Origin of the sequence: Streptomyces sp. SudanB5_2050 (genome assembly GCF_964272335.1) — a bacterium.
GTDB classification, from domain to species: Bacteria; Actinomycetota; Actinomycetes; order Streptomycetales; family Streptomycetaceae; genus Streptomyces; species Streptomyces rochei.
The window spans coordinates 4,962,603-4,984,268 of sequence record NZ_OZ186760.1; the positions used below are offsets into that span (position 1 = coordinate 4,962,603).

Here is a 21,666-nt window from a genome sequence, read left to right on the forward strand (position 1 = left end):
GATCTTTTGCTGACGTCCGTCTTCATCGCTGCCGTTTCACTGGCGCTCTTCTGGATGGCGGCGTTCACGCTCTGGTGGCAGATGCACGCCTGGCGTACGCCCGAGGTTCTCGCCTCGACCCGGTTCAGCCCGCCCGACGGGGACGCGCACGTGTCGTTCTCGCTGCTGCTGCCCGCGCGGCACGAGCAGGCCGTGCTGGACCACACCATCCAGCGGCTGCTGACCTCGTCCCACACCGACTTCGAGATCATCGTGATCGTCGGGCACGACGATCCGGAGACCACCGCCGTCGCCGAACGGGCCGCCGACCGCGATCCGCGGGTGCGGGTCGTGGTCGACACCCACGAGAGCAAGAACAAGCCGAAGGCCATGAACACGGCGCTGCCGCACTGCCGCGGCGACGTCGTCGGGGTCTTCGACGCCGAGGACCAGGTCCATCCCGAACTGCTCGCCCACGTCGACCACGCCTTCCGCACCACCGGCGCCGACGTGGTGCAGGGCGGCGTCCAGCTCATCAACTTCCACTCCAGCTGGTACAGCCTGCGCAACTGCCTGGAGTACTTCTTCTGGTTCCGCTCCCGGCTCCACCTGCACGCGCAGAAGGGGTTCATCCCGCTGGGCGGCAACACCGTCTTCGTGCGCACCGGCGTACTGCGCGAGGCGGGCGGCTGGGACCCGGAATGCCTGGCCGAGGACTGCGACCTCGGGGTGCGCCTGTCCAGCACCGGCAAGAAGGTCGTCGTCGCCTACGACTCCGACATGGTCACCCGCGAGGAGACACCGGGCTCGCTGGTCTCCCTGCTGAAGCAGCGCACCCGCTGGAACCAGGGATTCCTCCAGGTGTACCGCAAGAAGGACTGGAAGCAACTGCCCACCTTCACCCAGCGGCTGCTGGCCCGCTACACCCTGATGACGCCGTTCTTCCAGGCGTTCACCGGCGTGATCATCCCGCTCAACGCGGCCGTCGCGCTGCTGCTGGACGTGCCCGTCGGTATCGCCTTCGTGACCTTCCTGCCGGCCGTCACCGCCCTGGTCACCTTCGTCTTCGAGGTCGTCGGCCTGCACGACTTCGGCAAGCAGTACGGCCTGCGCGTCCGCTTCACCCACTACGTGAAGCTGATCGTCGGCGGCCCCTTCTACCAGATCCTCCTCGCCGGAGCCGCCGTCCGCGCCGTGTGGCGCGAGCAACGCGGGCGCACCGACTGGGAGTTGACCAGCCACGTCGGCGCCCATCTCGCGCCGGTGGACCGAGAGGACGTTCCCGCGTGACCTCCACCCTCCCCGCGGCGACCGGCACCCAGGTCCCCGCGCAGCGCCGGCCTGCCCACGACACCGACCCGCCCGCCCGCCGGGCGGCACCACCGGGCCGGCTGCGCGCCTCGCGCCCCGACCTCCTGCTCTGCGGCACGCTCCTCGTCGCGATCATGCTGGTGCAGGGCTGGAACATCTCCGCCTACCCGACCCTCAGCGACGACGAGGGCACCTATCTCGCCCAGGCCTGGGCCGTCCAGCAGGGCGAGGGCCTGGCCCACTACACCTACTGGTACGACCACCCGCCGCTCGGCTGGATCCAGATAGCCGTGCTGACCTGGATACCGGCGCTGCTCAGCCCGGAGTCGATGACCGTCGGCACCATGCGCGGGGTCATGCTGCTGATCAGCGCCGTCTCCGCGGTCCTGGTCTACGTCATCGCCCGCCGCATGTCCTTGCCCCGCTGGGCGGCCGGACTGGCCATGGCCCTCTTCGGCCTCTCCCCGCTGTCCGTGGTCCTCCAGCGGGAGATCTTCCTCGACAACCTCGCGGTGATGTGGACCCTGCTGGCCTTCGCGCTGGCCGCCTCCCCGAGCAAGCACCTGTGGCACCACTTCGGCGCGGGCATCGCCGCCGCCACGGCCGTGCTCACCAAGGAGACGATGCTCGTCGTCCTGCCCGCCCTGTTCGTCACCGCCTGGCGGCACAGCCACAAGGACACCCGCAAGTTCGCGCTGACCGGCGCCGTCACGGCCTGCGCGCTCATCGGCTTCTCGTACCCGCTCTTCGCCCTGCTCAAGGGCGAGCTGCTGCCGGGCGACGGGCACGTGTCCCTGTGGGAGGGCATCGAGTACCAGCTCACCCGCCCCGGCTCCGGTTTCGTCCTCGACGAGGGCTCCGGCTCCTGGGGCGTCCTGCAGTCCTGGCTGTACTACGACCGGGTCCTGCCGCTCGGCGGCCTCGCGGGCGCGCTGCTGCTGCTCGCCACCTGGCGCTGGTCGGTCACCGCCCGCGCCCTGGCCGGACCGGCCCTGACCGTCGCGATCCTCGCCGCCCTCGCCCTGCGCCCCAGCGGCTACCTGCCCGCCATGTACGTCATCCAGGCGCTGCCCTTCCTCGCCCTGGTGCTGGCCGGCGGCGCCGCGAGCGTCGCCCACGCCGTGCTGCGCAGATGGCGCACCGAGGCCGAGAAACGGGGCGTCACCCTGGGCAGGTACGCCCTCGCCGGGGTCCTGGTGCTCGCCGCCGGCGCCTATGTCGTACCCCGCTGGTACGACGGCGACCGCACCGCCGTCACCGCCGACGCCAACGCCCCCTACGAGGCCGCCGCCGACTGGATGGCGACCGAGGTGCCGAACCCGCAGGACACCCGCGTCCTCGTCGACGACGCGCTCTGGCTGGACCTGGTGCACGCCGGGTACGAACCGGGGCTCGGCGTCATCTGGTTCTACAAGGCCGACCTCGACCCGGCCGTCACCGAGACGATGCCGGGCGGCTGGCGGGACATCGACTACGTGGTCGCCTCGCCGACGGTGCGGCGCGACGCGGTCGACCTGCCCAATGTGCAGGCCGCCATGAACCACTCGACCCCCGTCGCCGTCTTCGGCACCGGTGCGGACCGTGTCGAGATCCGCCGCGTCCAGCCCTCCGGAGCCGCCCGATGAGCCACGAGTCCACCGTCCCCGGCGAGCTGGGGAATCCGGCCGTAGACGCCGCCGAGGTGCCCGAGCCGGGCGCCGTCACCATCGTCGTACCGACCTTCAACGAGTCCGGCAACGTACGGCGGCTGCTGCGCCTGATCACCGACGCGGTGCCGGCCCGGCTGCCCTGCGAGGTCGTCTTCGTGGACGACTCCACCGACGACACCCCGGACGTGATCCGCGCGGCGGCCCCCGACTGCCCCTTCCCGGTGACCGTGCTGCATCGCGACGAACCGGTCGGCGGGCTCGGCGGCGCCGTCGTCGAGGGCATGAAGGCGGCCGGGTCGGACTGGATCGTCGTCATGGACGGCGACTGCCAGCACCCGCCGTCCCTGGTGCCGGAGCTGGTCGCCACCGGTGAGCGGACCGGCGCCGGACTCGTCGTCGCCTCCCGGTACGTCAAGGGCGGCAGCCGCGCCGGGCTGGCGGGCAGCTACCGGATCGCCGTCTCACGGGCGGCGACCTGGCTGACCAAGGCGCTCTTCCCACGCCGCCTGCACGGCATCAGCGACCCGATGAGCGGCTTCTTCGCCATCCGCCGCAGCGAGGTCACCGCCGAGGTGCTCGCACCGCTCGGCTACAAGATCCTTCTGGAGCTGGCCGTCCGCAGCCGCCCCCAGACCGTCACCGAGGTGCCCTTCGTCTTCGAGGAGCGCTTCGCGGGCGAGTCCAAGTCCACCGCGCAGGAGGGCATGCGCTTCCTGCGCCACCTCGCCGGACTGCGCACCGCCTCGCCGCTGGCCCGCATGGTGGTCTTCGGGCTGATCGGGCTGAGCGGCTTCCTGCCGAACCTGGCCGCCCTGTGGGCGTTCACCGAGGCCGGCCTGCACTACCTGCCCGCCGAGATCGCCGCCAACCAGTTCGGCGTGGCCTGGAACTTCCTGCTCCTGGAGCGGCTGCTCTTCCGCGACCGGCGCCGCCACCGGCACTGGGCCGACCGGACCGTCAGGTTCGCGCTGATCGCCAACGCCGACCTGGTGCTGCGCATCCCGCTCATCGCCCTGCTCGTCGGGCAGTTCGGGCTGGCCGTGCTGCCGGCCACCGCGCTGGCCCTCGTCATCACCTTCGTCCTGCGCTTCGCCGGGACCGAAGCGCTCGTGTACCTCCCGCGCCGACGCCGTACGGCAGCCCGCACCGCAAGGAGCGACGCATGAGAAGACACCCGAGAAGAAGACCCGGACGCAGAACCTCCGCCCTGCTGGCGGTGTCCGCCCTCACCGGCGGCCTCCTGCTCACCGCGCCGCAGCCCGCCTCCGCCGCCAACCTGATCACCAACCCGGGCTTCGAGACCGCCGGCACCGGCGACATGCCGTACTGCTGGGAGAAGTCCGGCTGGGGCGACAACGACTTCACCTTCGAGACGGTCGCCGACGCCCACACCGGCACCAAGGCCATGAAGGTCGAGCTGACCCGCCGGACCGACGGCGACCGCAAGGCCCTGATCACCGAGTCCGCCGAGTGCGCGCCGGTGGTGACCGAGGGCAAGCAGTACGACCTGTCGCTCTGGTACAAGACCACCACGCCGGACGCCTCCCTCACCCTCTTCCGGCACGACGCCACCGCCGGCTGGCAGTACTGGACCGACCTCAAGACCCTGGACCTGGCGGCCGACTGGACGCGGGCGAGCGTGCGCACCCCCGAGGTCCCGGCCGGCACCGACCGCATCAGCTGGGGCGTCTCCGTCTACGGCACCGGCTCGGCGACGACCGACGACTACACGATGGAGCAGGTCGCCGACCCGATTCCGGACCCGGAGTGCACGGGCACCGCCGCGGAGTGCGCCGACGGCCGCTGGGACGTGCTGCCCACCCGGAACCCGGTCCGCTCCATGCACTCCGTCGTCCTGCACAACGGCAAGGTGCTGCTGATCGCGGGCTCCGGCAACGATCCGGAGATGTTCGAGGCGGGCACCTTCGAAACGGCGCTCTACGACCCCGAGACCGGCGACTACAAGGCGATCCCGACGCCCAAGGACATGTTCTGCGCCGGGCACGTGCAGCTCAAGGACGGCCGGGTCCTCGTCATGAGCGGCAACAAGGGCTACCCGTCCGCCGACGGCACGATCGGCTACCAGGGCTACAAGGACTCGTACATCTTCGACCCGCAGACCGAGACCTACTCCAAGACCAACGACATGAACGACGGCCACTGGTACCCGTCGGCGACCATCCTCGGCAACGGCGACGTGATCTCCTTCGGCGGGCTGCGCGAGGACTCCACCGGCTCGGTGACGGCCGACCTGTGGTCCGACGAGCAGCAGAAGTGGCTGCCGACCTGGCAGGTCAACCAGACCTGGTCCTACTGGGGCCTGTACCCGTCGATGATCCTCATGCAGGACGGCCGCCTCTTCTACTCCGGCAGCCACGTCTTCGGCAACAACATCCCCGGCACCGGCTCGGCGATCTACGACTACGAGGCCAACACCATCACCCAGGTGCCCGGCCTCCAGCGCAAGGACGAGCGGGACCAGTCGATGAGCGTGCTGCTGCCCCCGGCGCAGGACCAGAAGGTGCTGACCATCGGCGGCGGCAACATCGACTCCAACCCGGAGGCCAACCGCCTCACCGACATCATCGACCTCAAGCAGCCCGACCCGGCGTACGTCGCCGGGCCGCCGCTCCCGCAGGGCACCGTCGACCTCGGCGACGGTCCGGTCCCGCAGACCGGTGACCAGGGCAAGATGTACGTCTCCGCGGTGCTGCTGCCCGACGGCAAGGTGCTGGAGACCGGCGGCGCCCTGCACAACCGGGCCGACCCGGTCTTCGAGACCTCGATCTTCGACCCGGCGACCGAGACCTTCGACCCGGTGGCCGTCGACCCCGAGGCCCGCGGCTACCACTCCTCGGCGTTCCTGCTGCCCGACGGCCGGGTCATGACGACCGGCGACAACCCGGGCAACGGCTCCTGGAACCACGACGTGTCGATCTACACCCCGCCCTACCTGCTCAAGGGCGAGCGTCCGGCGATCACCTCGGTCATCGACACCGAGTGGAACTACGGCGACACCCAGCGGATCACCGTCGACCGCCCGATCGCCAAGGCCGAGCTGATCCGCCCGGCCGCCGTCACCCACTCCTCGGACCCGAACCAGCGCTTCGTCGACCTGCCGCTGTCCGTCGACGGGAACAACGTCGACCTCAACGTCACCAGCAACCCCAACCTGGCCCCGCCCGGCTGGTACATGCTCTTCGCGGTCGACGCCAACGGCGTGCCCTCGGTGGCGAAGTGGGTGCACCTCGACGGCCCGCAGGCGCTCAGCACCAAGGACGCCTCCGCCCACGTCCACTCCTTCGCCGACGCCCCGCGGGGCAAGGTGACCGAGGAGGGCGCGAAGCGGACCTCGCAGCCGGTCAGCCCCACCGTCTCCGGCTGCGACCGGCACTACGGCTCCGCCAACGTGTGCGTGCCGACCGCCTTCCCCGAGGAGGTGAAGGCGACGACGGCCGACCGCTGCACCTGGCTGAAGGAGCACGACTACGGCCGTCTGAAGGTCAACGGCAAGGACGACCCGCTGAAGCTCGACCGCGACCGCGACGGCGTCGCCTGCGGGAAGGGCGACGTGCGCGGAAGGCGCTAGCGCTCCCCGCGCGACTCGGTCAGGGCGCGCTCCACGATGGCCTCCAGCTGCTCGTGGTGCGCGCCCTTCCAGTACGCCCGCCCGCACTCCCGGCACTGCGCGAACACGTCGTAGGAACGCTGGGTACCGCCCTTGAGCTGGTCCGCCACCTCCTCCTTGGAGGCTTTCCGCAGCAGCCCGTTGCAGGCGGTGCACCGCGTCCACGGACGCAGCTCGGGCCGGAACCGGTCCAGCACCTCGCGGAGCTGGTCGTCGGGACGGGTGCCGTAGACGTAGGCGCCGGCCCACAGCTCGCGGCGGCGCAGCAGGCCCCGGTCGCGGCTGAGCAGGACCCGCTTCTCGGCCGCCGACAGGGCGGCGAGCGCCGGGTCGCCGAGGTCGGTGGACTCGTAGGCGGTGTCCACGCCGAGCAGCCGCAGCCGGCGGGCGAGGGTGCCCAGGTGCACGTCGAGCAGGAAGCGCAGGGGAGCGCCCGGCACCCGCTGGGGGCGCTCCACGGCACGGACGCTCACCGACTCGCCACCCGAGGGCACGTGCCCGCGCGGCACCTCGCGGCCGTCGACGAGGAGCGCGCCGACCTCGGTCAGCGGGACGCCGAGGGACTCGACGACGTGGCCGAGGGTGGAGACGCCGTCGGTGCCGGCGCGGGTGGCGCCGGTGGGGCGGGCGCGCGGGACGAACAGGTGCAGTTCGGGGGCGAATTCCACGTGGATCTCGGGACCGTTCACCCTGTGAGGATGCCACGGGGCGAGGGGCGCGGGCTCGGGGATGTCGCAGGTCCGGCGCGCCCCTCCCCGGATCAGTAGGCGACCAGCGAGATCCCCACGTAGTGCGCGATGAAGGCGGCCAGCGTGAAGGAGTGGAAGACCTCGTGGAAGCCGAACCAGCGCGGTGAGGGGTTGGGACGCTTGATGCCGTAGATCACGCCGCCCGCGCTGTAGAGCAGGCCGCCCAGGATCACCAGGACCAGGACGGCGATGCCGCCGGACCGCATGAAGTCGGGGAGGTAGAAGACGGCCGCCCAGCCCATCGCGAGGTAGCACGGCGTGTAGAGCCAGCGCGGGGCGCCGACCCAGAAGACGCGGAAGACGATGCCCGCCGCGGCGGCGGCCCAGATGCCCCACAGCAGCCACTGGCCCTTGGCGTCGGGCAGCAGCAGCATGGTGAGCGGGGTGTAGGTGCCCGCGATGATCAGGAAGATGTTGGCGTGGTCGAGACGGCGCAGCACGCCGTCCATCCGCGGACTCCAGTTGCCCCGGTGGTAGAGGGCGCTGACGCCGAACAGCAGGCAGGCGGTCAGGACGTAGATCCCGCAGGCGATGCGGGCTTCGGACGTCTCGGCGAGGGCGGTGAGCACCAGGCCCGCGACCAGCACGGCCGGGAACATGCCGAGGTGCAGCCAACCGCGCAGTTTGGGCTTGACCGGATGCGGCAGGGAGAGCGCCACGGGACCGCGGCCGGCGGCCGGCGTGTCCTCGTGCGCGTCGGGGACGGACGCAGTCATGGCCGCATCGTACCTACGGGACCGTAAGTTACGCGTCAGTACGGAGTCTCGTCGATCCTGAGTGGTCATCGTCTCACGGGGTACCCGGCCGCGCACCCCCCGAAAACCCCCGATGCGGGCACGTGGCGATCCTCACGCCGCTCAGGTGTGACGCCCTCTGGACAGATGGGCGCTCACGTCGGATGATCAAATGAGTGCGGTCGACACCGGATGAGCGCCCAAGAGGACAACGTCACGCATCCGGGTCGCAGCCCCCACGGGGCCTCCCAACAAAAAACCCCTCATTTAGGAGCAATCGTGGCGCGCGACATCGCTGCTCCCCCCGTCCCCACCAACCACCAGGAGCTGATCTCGTGGGTGAACGAGATCGCCGAACTGACCCAGCCGGACGAAGTGGTCTGGTGTGACGGATCCGAGGCCGAGTACGAGCGCCTGTGCGGGGAGCTCGTCGAGAAGGGGACCTTCCGCAAGCTCGACCCCATCAAGCGCCCGAACTCCTACTACGCGGCCTCCGACCCCTCCGACGTCGCGCGCGTCGAGGACCGGACCTTCATCTGCTCCGCGAAGGAGGAGGACGCCGGCCCCACCAACCACTGGAAGGACCCCGCCGAGATGCGGGAGATCTTCACCGGTGAGAAGGGCGAGGGCGGCCTGTTCCGCGGCTCCATGCGCGGCCGGACCATGTACGTGGTGCCCTTCTGCATGGGCCCCCTCGGCTCCCCGCTGTCCGCGCTGGGCGTCGAGATCACCGACTCCGCGTACGTCGCCGTCTCCATGCGCACCATGACCCGCATGGGACAGCCGGTCCTGGACGAGCTGGGCGACGAGGGCTTCTTCGTCAAGGCCGTCCACACCCTCGGCGCCCCCCTGGAGGAGGGCCAGCAGGACGTCCCGTGGCCGTGCAACTCCACCAAGTACATCTCGCACTTCCCCGAGGACCGCGAGATCTGGTCCTACGGCTCCGGCTACGGCGGCAACGCCCTGCTCGGCAAGAAGTGCTACGCCCTGCGCATCGCCTCCGTCATGGCCCGCGACGAGGGCTGGCTCGCCGAGCACATGCTGGTGCTGAAGCTGACCCCGCCCACCGGCGAGCCCAAGTACGTCGCCGCCGCCTTCCCGTCGGCCTGCGGCAAGACCAACCTCGCCATGCTGGAGCCCACGATCTCCGGCTGGACCGTGGAGACCATCGGCGACGACATCGCCTGGATGCGGTTCGGCGAGGACGGCCGCCTGTACGCCATCAACCCCGAGGCCGGCTTCTTCGGCGTCGCGCCGGGCACCGGTGAGCACACCAACGCCAACGCGATGAAGACCCTGTGGGGCAACTCCGTCTTCACCAACGTCGCCCTCACCGACGACGGCGACGTGTGGTGGGAGGGCATGACCGAGGAGGTCCCGGCCCACCTCACGGACTGGAAGGGCAACGACTGGACGCCCGAGTCCGGCACCCCGGCCGCCCACCCCAACGCCCGCTTCACCACCCCCGCCGCGCAGTGCCCGATCATCGCGCCGGAGTGGGAGGACCCCAAGGGCGTGCCGATCTCGGCGATCCTCTTCGGCGGACGCCGCGCCACCGCCGTACCGCTGGTCACCGAGTCCTTCGACTGGAACCACGGCGTCTTCCTCGGTGCCAACGTGGCCTCCGAGAAGACCGCCGCCGCCGAGGGCAAGGTCGGCGAGCTGCGCCGCGACCCCTTCGCCATGCTGCCGTTCTGCGGCTACAACATGGGCGACTACATGGGTCACTGGATCGACGTGGCCAAGGACAAGGACCAGTCCAAGCTGCCGAAGATCTACTACGTCAACTGGTTCCGCAAGGACGACGAGGGCAAGTTCGTCTGGCCGGGCTTCGGCGAGAACGGCCGCGTCCTGAAGTGGATCGTGGAGCGTCTGGAGGGCAAGGCGGACGGCGTCGAGACCCCGATCGGCATCCTGCCGACCAAGGAGGCCCTGGACACCGACGGCCTCGACCTCGCCGACGCCGACCTGGACTTCCTGCTCAGTGTCGACAAGGAGGTGTGGCGCGAGGAGGCGGCGCTCGTCCCCGAGCACCTGAACACCTTCGGCGACCACACGCCCGCCGAGCTGTGGGACCAGTACCGGGCGCTGGTGCGGCGCCTGGGCTGAGCCCGCCCGCACCGACAGTCTCCGTGGCCGGTCCGACTAGCCCTGACCCGCGAAGTCGTCACGAAGGCCGGCCACGAGGGGACCGCCCCGCGCTCCAGTAGCTCAGCAGTACCCCGGAGCACGGGGAGGTCCCGCTCGGGCCGGGTCACCGCACAACGGCGTGCGGAGGACCCGGCCCTTCGGCGTTCCCGGACCGCCCGTCGCCCCTCAGCCCGAGCGGTCCTCCAGATACCGCGTGTGGGACTCCTGCCGCCGGGCCTCGGCGTCCCGCAGCCGGTCCGTCAGCCGTGCCGCCTCCTCGCGCAGCAGCGTCAGCTGCCGTTCCAGATGCCGCTCCGGCGGCTCCTGCCCCGGCGTCATCCGCGTCCACCACCGGGCCCGCACATAGGCGTCGACCGCCTCCGGCACGTCCTGCCGCACCGCCCGCGACACCGCGTGCACCCCGTCCGGGTCGGCGGCCAGCACCTCGGCGACCCAGCCGGGCTCCAGCAGCGCCCCCAGCAGACCGGTCAGCTCACCGAGGCGCTCCCCGGCGGCCGGCGGCAGCTCGACGCCGGCCAGGTAGCCGCGCAGCCGCCCGAAGTCGGCGCGCACCTCGTCCAGCTGCGCCGACGGGTCGGGGAAGTCCGGCGGCGCGGGCCGCTCGGGCGGCGCGAGCAGCGCGCCCGCGCCGTACAGCCCGGCGACGACCGCGGGCCAGTAGGGCCCCGCCGCCCCCGTGAAGGTCAGCACCACCCCCGCCAGCCCGCAGGCGCTGCCGGTCAGGTTCTTGCGCGACTCCAGGTACGCCCAGAGGCCGCCGCTCCTACTGGTAGCCACGGATCTCCTCGAAGGCGCCGTCCAGCGAACCCTCCCGGGCGTCGAAGAGGCGGCCGCCGGTGAGTTCGGCGATGTGGGCCAGCTCCGCGTGGTCGGAGTCGCCGAAGAGGACGGCGAAGACCGGGATCTCCTTCCGGTCCGCGCTCAGCGAGCCGTAGAAGCGGTCGAAGTCGGCCGCCTCGGCTCCGGTGGTGTTCTCGCCGTCCGTCATCAGCACGATCGACGTGAACGTGTCGTCCCCGCCGCCGAGACGGTCGTACGCCTTCTCCAGCGAGGTGTAGATCGCGGTGTCGCCCCGTGCGGTGAGCCGCTCGGTGTCCCGGCGGATGCCGTCCAGTCCGGACTGCGGGTCGGCCGGGTCCACGACATGGGTCGTCACCCGCTTCACCTCCGACCCGAAGGGCATCAGCGTCACCTCCTCGCGGTCGCGGAAGTCGCCGGTGAGGGCGGTGAGCGCCTGCTTCAGCCGCTTCAGCCGCCCGCCCTCCATCGAGCCGGAGGTGTCGAGGACGTAGACCGTCCGGGACGGGCGGCGCAGGTCGTTCTCGTACGCGTCGAGCAGGCCGTCCGCCACCGACCGGGACCCCGGCGAGGGCAGTTCGCGCCGTCGGCCGGTGCCCAGGCCGGGCGCCGGCGGCACCGAGGCGTCGACCGGGCGGCGGTGGGTGACGCGGGTGATCTCCCGCTGGATCCCGGGGGTGCGCAGCGCGTCGGCGACGCGGCGGACGTCCTCGCGGGTCGCGGCGTCGGTCGAGGCGAGGCTGGAGAGCGGGTAGTCGGCGGTGAGCACGCCGTCGGCGGGCCGGATGACGGTGAGGCCGTCGATGCCCTTCAGGACGGACTCGTAGTTGAGCAGCGCGTCCACGTTCCCGCGCCGCTCGTAGGCGGACGCCAGCCAGCCCGACGAGCCCGAGGTCAGCTTCTGCCCGGTGAAGAACTCCTTCAGCCGGGGCGTCGCCTTCGCCACGTCCGCGTCCGTCAGGGCGGACTGGGCGCCGGAGAGCGCGGAGGCGACGGAGACCAGCGTGGCGAAGCCGGAGTGGGAGCGGGCCGGGTCGGTCATGCCGTAGGTGAGCCGCCCCTCGGCGACGGCCCGCTCGACGTCCGACCAGGTGACCTCCCGCGGCCGCCAGCCCAGTGCGCGCACGGTGGCGTCCTTCACGCCGATGGCGACGGGGCTGGTCATCACCGGGGTCTCGGACACGATCCTCTTCCCCGCCTCGGGGCGCAGCCGCAGGGAGTCGTTGGAGGAGAGCCACACGGCGTCGTACGTCCCGTCCGTCGCACCCCGCGCCAGCAGGTCCACGGCGTCGAGGGTGCCGATGGGGGTGAGCCGGACGGTGACGCCGGTGTCCTCGCGGACCCGCTCCAGGACCGGGGCCATGTCGCTCAGCTCGCTGGAGGCGAGGACCCGCAGGGTGCCGGGTTCGGCGGTGGCCGGCGCACCGGGTGGCGGCGCGTCGTCCGTCCCGTCCTCCCGCGTGGTGCAGGAGGTGAGGAGGGCCAGCGCGGCGAGGCATCCCGCCAGGGCGCGTCTCATGCCGGGCCCCCTTCGCGGGACTCCAGCCGCCCCTGCGCGCGGCTGCGCTCCAGATACGCGCTCGCCTGCCGCAGTTCGCCGGTCAGGGACTCCACGGTCGCCGCCATCGCCTCGGTCGCCTGCACCTTGTAGGTGTCGATGGCGTCGAGGGTGCGGTAGATCTGCTGGAAGGCGCCGCGCAGGGTCTCCGCCCCGACCGCCGGGTCGGCGGCGATGCGCTGGATCTCGCCGCTCTGCGTGCCGAGCATCTCCGCGTTGCCCCGGATCAGGTCCTCCGTCGTCCCGCGCAGGGCGTCGACCTGCCGGACGACCTTCTTCTGGTGGTCCAGGGCCGAGGCCAGCATCACGGAGATCCGCAACGCGGACACCGTGGTCGTGGCCGCCCGGTCGACGCCCTTGATCAGCTCCTCGTTGTTGCGGCGCACGACGTCCATGGCGAGGTAGCCCTGGGCGCACACCGCGAGCTGGGTGAGCAGGTCCTGGTGCTTCTGCCGCACCGGGAAGAGGACGTCGGCGCGCAGCGCGTCGGCGGCTCGCGGATCGGTCGGCTCCACCCCGGCGACGTGCCGCTCGACGGCCGTGTCCAGGGCCTCGGTGAGCACGACGTACTCCTGGAGCTTGCCCATGGTCTCCCACAGGCGGACCCGCTCGGTCTGCAACGCGGCGTTGTCACGCCGCAGTTCGTCCTGGCCGCCGCGCAGCGAGCCCACGATCCCGTTGAGGGTGGACTGCGCGGAGGCGTACTTGGCGACGTGGTCGCGCAGGCGGTTGCCGCCGGGCAGCCGGGACAGGAACGCGCGGCCCTTGCCGGCGGGCAGGGCGCGCGGGTCCAGGTCTTCCACCACGCGCCGCAGCTCCACCAGGGAGCCCGCGACCCGTGCCTGGGCGTCGTCGCCCCGGTCGGGCAGGCTGCGCACGGTCCGCTCCAGCATCCGGTTGGACTGCGCGGCGGCGGTCCGCATCTCGGCGGCGCCGAGCCCGGTGATCTCGCCGACCTTGCCGGCGAACTCCGGTGAGCGGGCGTCGAGCGCGGCGAGCCCTTCGACGTAGGCGGCGGCCTTGCGGTCCATGTCCGCGCGGACCCCTTCGTCGACGGGCACGAGGCCGCCGGCCTTCTCCCGGGGCACGGCCGCGACGGGGTCGGGCGGGGTGAGCGTGAGCGTGAAGTCGTCGTCGATGCCGGTCATATGGACGGTCCCCCTGTCGTCCGCTGTCATCCGCGCGCCCGGCGGGCCATCTCGCGCAGCACCTCGGAGGTGGGCACGGGAGCCTGCCGGACGCCGGTCAGCTGCTGGTTGAGATAGGCGGTGTGGGCGTCGGTGGCCTCGGTGAACTCGGCGCTCGCGCCCTGCGGCCGGAACCCGTGCCGCACCGCGAGCTGCCGCAGCTGCGGATCGGCGGCGAGAAGGTCGCCGAGCGCGCGGCCCTCGTCGGTCAGCGGCACCACGGTGTGGTCGCTGGTGGCGGTGGTGTCCGGGTACAGCACGGTGAGGTCGCCGACGCTCGGGCCGCCCTCCCTCAGCAGCGCGGCCACCTGCGACTCGTACACCAGCACCAGCGGGTCCCCGACGCCGCTGACGAAGTCCCGGAACGTCGCGTCGGAGCTGGACTTCTGGGCGCCCTGGGCCTGGACCAGCTTGCGCATCAGCGGCGTGACGCGGTCCAGTTCGGCGGTGCCGGCCACGACCCGGTTGCCGTTCGCCACGTAGGAGGCGGCGGCCAGGTAGAGCGCGCCGGAGTTGGAACTCTCCGGGTCGGTCGTCGCGACGTACACCGTCCCGATCAGCTCGCCGTGCTTCCCGGCCCCCTTCAGCTGCTGCCAGGTCCGGTCGGCACGGGCCGCGTCCAGGAAGGGCCCCATCCTCAGGGTGCCGCCCCGGCTGCGGTCGAGCGTCACCAGCCCGTTCGCCGCGAGCACCTGGGCCGCGCTGCGGTGGGCCACCACGACCAGCGGCGAGTAGAAGGGCCGGGGCAGCGGCTTGCGCACGCCGTAGGTGTCGGCGAGTTCGTCGGCCGGGGCCTGGCTGGACGGGAAGGCGAGGTCGTACCCCCCGAGGTCGAGCTGCTCCATGGCCCACGAGCCGGAGGTCTCCGCCCGTACGGTCCAGCCCTTGGTGGCGAGGGCCTTCACCACGTCGGGGTCGGTGAAGAAGGCCGCCTTCTCCGACCCGATCACCGCGCGCACGGTCTTCGTTGCCGTGCCCTTGTCCTCCGCGTCGGCCGCTTCCCGGCCCGCGACGACGGCTGCCACCACTCCGCCGATCAGCAGGACCGCGAGGACTATTCCTGCGATTCGTCTCACTCGCGGAGCATCTCCGCGGAACTCTACGTTCCCCGGCGTCCCGGGTGAACGAGAAGTGGCCGAGCCATACCGGTATGCAACGGGAACGATCCCCTCCGCCGGATCGGCGGTGTACGCTCCCGATCTTGTCCGGCCCGAACGGCTGTTCCCCGTCCTGCGGGGAGGGGGGTGCCGTTTCGCGAGGGCCGCCAACAAGACCTGTGGGGGGCACAGTTGAATACCGTCCGAAACACCAGACGTCTCGCGGCCACGCTGCTCACCGCCGCGCTCGCCGCCGGCGGCCTGACGGTCGCCGCCGCACCCGCCGCGCACGCCGCGGCCTCCGACGTCGTGGCCAAGCTGCCGATCTCCTCTTTCTCGGCGCTGACCGTCGACTCCGCGCACCAGCGCGTGTACGTCGCCGACAGCAACCTCGGCTACTACGACAACAAGGGGCTCGTCGCCGTCTACGACTTCTCCGGCGAGCGCGTCACCACCCTCACCACCGCGCGCCACATCTCCGGCCTGGCGCTGAACGCCGACGGCAGCGTGCTGTACGTCGGCAGCCGGGACGGCGTCCTGCGGTACGACACCACCACGTACCTGCCGCTCAGCTCCGTGGTGGCGGGCACCGACACCTGCGGGCGCAGCATGGCCTTCGCGGGCGGCAAGGTGTACCATACCGCGCCGTACGCGAACTACCTGTCCGACTGCGACACCACGCTCACGTACCTGGACTACAGCCAGGCCGACCACACCTGGCAGCGCAGCGGGTGGCAGGACAATGGCAAGCTCCAGCTGGAGGCGGGTCCCGGTGACCGGCTGATGATGGGTCAGCCGTTGAACACCAAGGCCCCGGACCCCTTCGTGTCGGTGTTCGACGCGAGCGGGACGACCCTGGTGCGCACGGCCGGCCGCCGCTTCGCCGACGCCGAGGGCAAGGGCGCCCTGAACCTCAAGGACATGGCGTTCTCCGCCGACGGCAGCAAGGTCGCCGTCGCCGACGCGGCCGCCGGCACCCGGCTGCTGAACACCGCCGACCTGTCCGACGCCGCGACCGGCTACCCGGCGCTGCCGTCCGGCGCCTCGGCCTCCGCCGTCGCCTTCAGCGGTGACGGGAAGTACCTCGCGCGCGGCGCCGCGGCCTCCGGTGCCACGCCCGACCTGCTTCTGTCGCCCGCCGATCCGGAGGACGGGACGGCTCCGCTGGAGTTCGCCTTCGAGGGCAGCCTCGACGGCGACCGGGTGGCGCCGCGCGGCCTGGAGTGGTCCGCCGACGGCTCCCGGCTGTTCGCGGTCACCACCAACACCGCCGGGAACCAGTTCTGGCTGCACGTCGTCCAGCCGCCCGCCGTCCAGTACGACGCCCGTTTCACCGGCGGCCTGGCCCACAGCCCGGCCCAGGCGGTCGTGGGCGAGGCGCTGGCGGTGCGCGGCAGGCTGGAGCTGGACGGCCCGGCGCCGGCCGAGCCGCTGAAGGTCACGGCGACCCGCACCGACGCGGCCGGCACCCACCGGCTGGGCACCGCGACCGTCAAGGCGGACGGCACCTTCACCGTGCTCGACGAGCCGGACCTGATCGGTGAGGCCACGTACACGGTGTCGTTCCTCGGGGACCTGACCCACCGCCCGGCCACCGACGTGACCCACACGGTGACCGTCGGCAAGGCGGCCAGCTCGATCGCGCTGACGGCTCCGGCGGAGGCGTCGATGAGCACCGGCGTCCACATCGCCGGCACGTTCACCGCGCAGGGGAAGGCGCTGCCCGAGCGGGCCGTGCTGAAGGTGGAGCGCACCGACCGGCTGGGCACCGGCACGCTGTCCTCGGTGACGGTCGCCGCCGACGGCACGTTCACCGTCGACGACCTGCCGCGCACCCGCCGGGACACCACCTACACGGTCAGCTGGGCCGGTGACGACCTGCACGAGGGGTCGAGCGCGTCGGCGACGGTGCGCGTCACCCGCTGACCCCGGGCCGGAAGTGAAGGGCACCCGGCCCGCGCGTCGCTGCGGGTGCGCGCGGGCCGGGGCCGTCGGGGGAGCCCGGAGGGCTCAGCGGGACGCGAGTTCGCGCGGCTCCAGGGCCGCGGCGTGCGCGTCCATCCGCTCGGCGGTCAGGATCGCGACCGCCGTGTCGGCGCGGGAGGCCGCCACCACCAGGGCGCGGCCCGCCAGGGTGTGCGCCCGACGGTGCAGGGCCGCCGGACGGGCCGAGGGGCGGGCGGCGGTCACCGGTACGCGGACCGGCGCCTGTCCTCCCCGCAGCCGGGTCACCTGCTCGGCGAGCCGGTCGGCGGCGGTGTCCAGGTCGGTGCCGGGCGCCAGGGCGCGCAGCTCGTCGGTGACGGCGAGCAGCGCGGAGAGGTGGCCCGCGAGCTGGATGTCCAGCTCCTCCTCCCGGGACCGGTGGGGAAAGTCCGCGGTGGTGCCGGCCATCGTGCTGTGGACCGACTTGGTACGGATCGGTTCGTACATGGGATGGCCTCCTGACTGCTTCAGGAAGCCATCCTACATTAGATTTAATCTAAAGTTGATGCCGATCGGGAAATGGCTCAGGGCTGGCTGTAGCCGTCCAGGAAGGTGCCGATCCGCCCCACCGCGTCGCGCAGGTCGCTCGCCGTCGGCAGGGTCACCACCCGGAAGTGGTCGGGCTCGGGCCAGTTGAAGCCGGTGCCCTGGACGACCATGATCTTCTCCTGGCGCAGCAGGTCCAGGACCATCCGCCGGTCGTCCTTGATCTTGAAGACCTTGGGGTCGAGCCGCGGGAAGAGGTAGAGCGCGCCCTTCGGCTTCACGCAGGTCACCCCCGGGATGCTGGTCAGCGCCTCGTGCGCGGCGTCCCGCTGCTCGCGCAGCCGCCCGCCCGGCAGCACCAGCTCGTTGATGGTCTGCCGCCCGCTGAGCGCCGCGACCACGCCGTGCTGCCCCGGCATGTTGGCGCACAGCCGCATGTTGGCCAGGACCGTCAGGCCCTCGATGTAGGACTCGGCGTGCGCGCGCGGCCCGGAGATCGACATCCAGCCGACGCGGTAACCGGCCACCCGGTACGCCTTCGACATGCCGTTGAAGGTGAGGGTCAGCAGGTCCGGGGCGACGGCGGCGGTCGGGGTGTGCGTGGCCTCGTCGTACAGGATCTTGTCGTAGATCTCGTCGGAGCAGACCAGCAGGTTGTGGCGGCGGGCGATGTCGGTCAGCGCGCGCACCATCGCCTCGTCGTAGACCGCGCCCGTCGGGTTGTTCGGGTTGATGATCACGAGCGCCTTGGTGCGGTCGGTGATCTTCCGTTCGACGTCCGCGAGGTCGGGCATCCAGTCGGACTGCTCGTCGCAGCGGTAGTGCACCGCCGTGCCGCCGGACAGCGACACGGCGGCCGTCCACAGCGGGTAGTCGGGCGCCGGGACCAGGACCTCGTCACCGTCGTCCAGCAGGCCCTGCATCGCCATCACGATCAGCTCGGAGACGCCGTTGCCGATGAAGACGTGCTCGACGTCGGTCTCGATGCCGAGGGTCTGGTTGTGCATGACCACGGCCCGGCGCGCGGCCAGCAGGCCCTTGGCGTCGCCGTAGCCGTGGGCCGTCGAGACGTTGCGGAGGATGTCCTCCAGGATCTCCGGCGGGCACTCGAAGCCGAAGGCGGCCGGGTTGCCGGTGTTGAGCTTCAGGATGCGGTGGCCGGCCGCTTCCAGCCGCATCGCCTCCTCGAGCACCGGGCCCCGGATCTCGTAACAGACGTTGGCGAGCTTGGTCGACTGGATCACCTGCATGTCCGTGAGCTTACGACCCGGTCACCTCCCACGGGCCGTGTTATCCGCCACGTGAGACGTGTGGTTTGGGTGGATTTCCTCACTCCCTGGCGGCCGGGTCACCGCGGAGCGCGCCGCACCGACCGCCCCGCCAGCACATCCGTGCGCCGCCCGTCCTCCATCACGAACCGTCCGTCGACCAGCACGTGCGGGATGCCCGTCGGCAGCACACGCGGGTTCTCGTAGGTGCTGCCCGCCCCGACCGTCGCCGGGTCGAAGAGCACCAGGTCGGCCCGGTACCCCTCGCGGACCAGCCCCCGGTCCGGCAGCCGCAGCCGCGCCGCCGCCCGCGAGGTGAGGTGCGCGACGCACTCCTCCAGCGACAGCACGCCCAGCTCGCGCACGTAGTGCCCGAGGTAGTGCGGGAAGGTGCCGTAGGCGCGCGGGTGCGGCTTGGCGCCCTGGAGGATGCCGTCCGAGCCGCCGGTGTGCACCCGGTGCCGCATGATCGCGCGGACGTTCTCCTCGTGGCCGACGTGCTGGAGGATGGTCGGCGCCAGCCGGTCGGTCAGCAGCAGGCGCCGGGCGACCGTCCACGGACTCTCGCCGCGCAGCCGCGCCGACTCCAGGACCGTACGGCCGACGTACTCGGCGAGGGCCGGGTCGCCGGTGCCGGAGATCTCGATCGTCTCCCACTCCACGGGCACGCCGTGGCAGCCATCGGAGCCGGTCTCCTCCAGGTGGTGCCGGATGCGCTCGGCGGTGTCGTCGTCCGCGAGCCGTTCCAGGACGCGCTCCGGGCCGCCCTCGTTCGCCCAGCTCGGCAGCAGCGCCACGAGGGTGGTGCAGCCGGGGGTGTACGGATAGGTGTCGAGCGTGATGTCGGCGCCGGCGGCGAGCGCGTCGTCGAGCAGCGTCAGCAGTTCGGGGGCGCGGCCCTTGTTGACGCCGAAGTTCATGGTGGCGTGGGCGAGGTGGAGCGGGCAGTCCGCCTCCCGGGTCAGCTCCACCATCTCCTCGTACGCCTGGAGCGCCCCGGCCCCGTACGAGCGGTGGTGCGGGCAGTAGTAGCCGCCGTACGAGGCCACCACCCTGCACAGCTCGGTCAGCTCCGCGTCCTTGGCGTACATGCCCGGCGTGTACGTCAGCCCGGACGACATGCCGACCGCGCCCTGCTCCATGCCCTCGGCGACCAGCCGCCGCATGTGCTCCAGCTCGGCCTCGGTCGCCTCCCGGTCGTCCCAGCCGACGGCGAGGGCGCGGACGGTGCCCTGCGGGATCAGATACGCGGCGTTGACGGCGATGCCGCGGTCGAGCCGGTCCAGGTACTCGCCGACCGACCGCCAGTCGAAGTCCACGTCGTCGCCGGGCCCGTTCCACCCGGCGATGGCGCGGCGCACCTCGCCGAGGGTGCGGTCGTCCACCGGCGCGTACGACAGCCCGTCCTGGCCGATGACCTCCAGGGTGACGCCCTGCGCGGCCTTGGCGCTGTGGTCGGGGTCCCGCAGCAGCGCCAGGTCGCTGTGGGCGTGCATGTCGATGAAGCCGGGGGCCAGGACCAGGCCCTCGGCGTCCAGCTCACGGCGTGCCCTCGGGCGCTGGCAGCCGGCGGCGGCCGCCTCCTTGACGATCGAGACGATCCGGCCGCCGTCGACCACGACGTCCGCGCGGTAGGAATCCGCGCCGGAGCCGTCGACCACGTCCGCGTCCCTGATGACCAGCTCTTCCATGTCCGGCTCCCTTTCCCAGGCGCTCTCGGGCGTCCTAGAAGAACGTGCGGATGTAGTCGACGACCGTCCCGTCCGCCTCGGCGACCGGGATGAGCTGCCACTTGTCGAAGGAGGTGCAGGGGTGGGACAGGCCCGCCCCGAGCCAGTCGCCCACCTCCAGGTCGGCCTCCTCGGTGGTGCGCAGCCAGGCGTGCTGGTCGGACAGCCCGGTCACCTCGATGCCGGTCGCCGGGCGCTCGGGGCCGCCGTCCGCGGGGCGCACGACCTGGGCGAAGGGCAGGTGGAGGTCGTAGGCGGCGTCGCGCTTGCCCGCGTTGGTGAACGCCTGCCCGGGGGAGGGGCGGGAGACGACCTGGCTCCACAGGCGGAAGGCGGGCTCCAGGGCGCCCTCCTCGGGGACCCGGTTGAAGGGGGTCAGCTCGCGGTAGTGGCCGTCGTCGTGGGAGACGTACGCGCCCGAGCGCAGCAGCTTCAGCACCGGCAGGGACAGGTCGGGGACCTCGGCGAACACGTCGGCCACCGCGTCGAACCAGGCACTGCCGCCCGCGCTCACCACGATCTCCTCCAGCCCGTCGAACCGCCCGGCCTTGTCGAAGTCGACGGCGAGCGCGACCAGCCGCCGCAGCCAGGCGTGCACCTTCCCGGTGTCGGCGTCCGGCACCTCGCCCTCGTACCCGGCGACTCCCGCCAGCCGCAGCGTCCGCGCCCCGGCCACCGCGTCGGCGACGGCCGCGCACCGGGCCTCGGTGCGCACGCCGGTCCGCGCGCCCTCACCGGCGGCCAGCTCCACCACGACGTCCACCGGGCGGGAGGCGCCCGCCCCGGTCAGCGCCGCGTCCATCAGCTCGACCCCGCGCACGGAGTCGACGTAGCAGACGAAGCGGAAGTCCGGGTCGGCGTCCAGCTCCGAGGAGATCCAGCGCAGGGCGGCGGCGTCGACCAGCTCGTTGGCGAGGAAGACCCGCTGGACGCCGAAGGCCCGCGCCACCCGCACCTGGTGCGGCACGGCGAGGGTGATGCCCCAGGCGCCGTGCTCGATCTGGCGCTGGAAGAGCTGCGGGGCCATGGAGGTCTTGCCGTGCGGCGCGAAGGCCAGGCCGTGCCGGGCGGAGTACGTCTCCATGAGCCTCAGGTTGTGCTCCAGGCGCTCGGCGGACAGGGCCAGCACGGGCGTGGTGAAGCCACCGGTGAAGAGGTTGCGGCGCTGTCCGGCCAGCTCGGCGACGGTCAGGCCGTAGGCGTCCGGCGGGAGGCCCTTGAAGCGGTGGTCGACGTGCTCCTCGCCCAGCTTGGCGAGGGCGTCGCGGTTGCCCGCGGTACCGGTGTCGAGGGCCATGGAGCCTCCCTGCTCTGATGCGTTGCGGTTGCGTTGCAACACTTGCAACGGTCGTTGC

The 21,666-nt window shown here is 72.0% G+C and carries 16 protein-coding genes; 6 read left to right on the forward strand and 10 right to left on the reverse strand.

Features of this window, described 5'->3' with window-relative positions:
• Nucleotides 1-6 precede the first annotated feature (6 nt).
• Genes ACFZP7_RS22275 through ACFZP7_RS22290 form a run of 4 tightly spaced genes read left to right on the forward strand, consistent with a single transcriptional unit; the run spans nucleotide 7 to nucleotide 6,528 of the window.
• Nucleotides 7-1,269, forward strand: a complete 1,263-nt coding sequence (locus tag ACFZP7_RS22275) for a glycosyltransferase (RefSeq protein ID WP_355164236.1) — start codon at nucleotides 7-9, stop codon at nucleotides 1,267-1,269.
• Nucleotides 1,266-2,915 carry a phospholipid carrier-dependent glycosyltransferase gene (locus ACFZP7_RS22280; protein WP_031018856.1) on the forward strand — a complete coding sequence of 550 codons (1,650 nt, stop codon included), beginning with the start codon at nucleotides 1,266-1,268 and terminating at the stop codon, nucleotides 2,913-2,915. The genes ACFZP7_RS22275 and ACFZP7_RS22280 overlap by 4 nt, the downstream gene beginning before the upstream one ends.
• A complete protein-coding gene (locus tag ACFZP7_RS22285; protein WP_322501355.1) occupies nucleotides 2,912-4,105 on the forward strand; it encodes a glycosyltransferase in 1,194 nt (397 codons plus the stop codon). Before ACFZP7_RS22280 ends, ACFZP7_RS22285 begins: the two co-directional genes overlap by 4 nt.
• Nucleotides 4,102-6,528 carry a galactose oxidase-like domain-containing protein gene (locus tag ACFZP7_RS22290; RefSeq protein ID WP_031018860.1) on the forward strand — a complete coding sequence of 809 codons (2,427 nt, stop codon included), beginning with the start codon at nucleotides 4,102-4,104 and terminating at the stop codon, nucleotides 6,526-6,528. Before ACFZP7_RS22285 ends, ACFZP7_RS22290 begins: the two co-directional genes overlap by 4 nt.
• On the opposite strand, the gene ACFZP7_RS22295 is transcribed toward ACFZP7_RS22290, so the two are convergent.
• Together ACFZP7_RS22295 and ACFZP7_RS22300 are read right to left on the reverse strand one after the other, a co-directional pair.
• Nucleotides 6,525-7,256, reverse strand: a complete 732-nt coding sequence (locus ACFZP7_RS22295) for a Mut7-C RNAse domain-containing protein (protein WP_031018862.1) — start codon at nucleotides 7,254-7,256, stop codon at nucleotides 6,525-6,527. The two genes, ACFZP7_RS22290 and ACFZP7_RS22295, sit on opposite strands and share 4 nt — an antisense overlap.
• Before the next feature lie 71 nt (nucleotides 7,257-7,327).
• A complete protein-coding gene (locus ACFZP7_RS22300) occupies nucleotides 7,328-8,032 on the reverse strand; it encodes a hemolysin III family protein (RefSeq protein ID WP_385635373.1) in 705 nt (234 codons plus the stop codon).
• A 297-nt stretch (nucleotides 8,033-8,329) separates the two neighbouring features.
• Here ACFZP7_RS22300 and ACFZP7_RS22305 point away from each other — a divergent pair, with 297 nt between their 5' ends.
• Entirely contained in the window at nucleotides 8,330-10,159 is a 1,830-nt protein-coding gene (locus ACFZP7_RS22305; protein ID WP_030969373.1) for a phosphoenolpyruvate carboxykinase (GTP), read from the forward strand.
• A gap of 207 nt (nucleotides 10,160-10,366) precedes the next feature.
• Here the strand turns inward: ACFZP7_RS22305 and ACFZP7_RS22310 are convergent, their stop codons facing one another.
• From ACFZP7_RS22310 to ACFZP7_RS22325, 4 genes are read right to left on the reverse strand one after another with little or no spacing between them, the layout of a single operon-like run.
• Nucleotides 10,367-10,978: a hypothetical protein gene (locus ACFZP7_RS22310; protein ID WP_019329144.1), complete on the reverse strand. Its 612-nt coding sequence runs from the start codon at nucleotides 10,976-10,978 to the stop codon at nucleotides 10,367-10,369.
• Entirely contained in the window at nucleotides 10,965-12,518 is a 1,554-nt protein-coding gene (locus ACFZP7_RS22315) for a VWA domain-containing protein (protein WP_385635375.1), read from the reverse strand. Before ACFZP7_RS22315 ends, ACFZP7_RS22310 begins: the two co-directional genes overlap by 14 nt.
• Nucleotides 12,515-13,705 carry a toxic anion resistance protein gene (locus ACFZP7_RS22320; protein ID WP_385635377.1) on the reverse strand — a complete coding sequence of 397 codons (1,191 nt, stop codon included), beginning with the start codon at nucleotides 13,703-13,705 and terminating at the stop codon, nucleotides 12,515-12,517. Before ACFZP7_RS22320 ends, ACFZP7_RS22315 begins: the two co-directional genes overlap by 4 nt.
• A 26-nt stretch (nucleotides 13,706-13,731) precedes the next feature.
• Nucleotides 13,732-14,820 carry a hypothetical protein gene (locus tag ACFZP7_RS22325; protein ID WP_385635379.1) on the reverse strand — a complete coding sequence of 363 codons (1,089 nt, stop codon included), beginning with the start codon at nucleotides 14,818-14,820 and terminating at the stop codon, nucleotides 13,732-13,734.
• A gap of 213 nt (nucleotides 14,821-15,033) precedes the next feature.
• Between ACFZP7_RS22325 and ACFZP7_RS22330 the strand changes: the two genes are divergently transcribed.
• The gene (locus ACFZP7_RS22330) at nucleotides 15,034-16,767 is read left to right on the forward strand and encodes a hypothetical protein (RefSeq protein ID WP_019329148.1); all 1,734 of its coding nucleotides are present in this window, start codon (nucleotides 15,034-15,036) and stop codon (nucleotides 16,765-16,767) included.
• 84 nt (nucleotides 16,768-16,851) lie between these two features.
• On the opposite strand, the gene ACFZP7_RS22335 is transcribed toward ACFZP7_RS22330, so the two are convergent.
• The 4 genes from ACFZP7_RS22335 to ACFZP7_RS22350 all read right to left on the reverse strand — a co-directional run bounded on the left by ACFZP7_RS22335 (nucleotide 16,852) and on the right by ACFZP7_RS22350 (nucleotide 21,608).
• Complete coding sequence (locus tag ACFZP7_RS22335; protein WP_385635381.1) at nucleotides 16,852-17,274, reverse strand: hypothetical protein; 423 nt, start codon at nucleotides 17,272-17,274, stop codon at nucleotides 16,852-16,854.
• A gap of 77 nt (nucleotides 17,275-17,351) precedes the next feature.
• Nucleotides 17,352-18,563 carry a pyridoxal phosphate-dependent aminotransferase gene (locus ACFZP7_RS22340; RefSeq protein ID WP_031018872.1) on the reverse strand — a complete coding sequence of 404 codons (1,212 nt, stop codon included), beginning with the start codon at nucleotides 18,561-18,563 and terminating at the stop codon, nucleotides 17,352-17,354.
• 98 nt (nucleotides 18,564-18,661) lie between these two features.
• Nucleotides 18,662-20,272, reverse strand: a complete 1,611-nt coding sequence (locus ACFZP7_RS22345) for an amidohydrolase family protein (RefSeq protein ID WP_019329151.1) — start codon at nucleotides 20,270-20,272, stop codon at nucleotides 18,662-18,664.
• A 34-nt stretch (nucleotides 20,273-20,306) separates the two neighbouring features.
• Nucleotides 20,307-21,608, reverse strand: a complete 1,302-nt coding sequence (locus ACFZP7_RS22350; protein WP_385635384.1) for an amino acid deaminase — start codon at nucleotides 21,606-21,608, stop codon at nucleotides 20,307-20,309.
• Nucleotides 21,609-21,666: the final 58 nt, after the last annotated feature.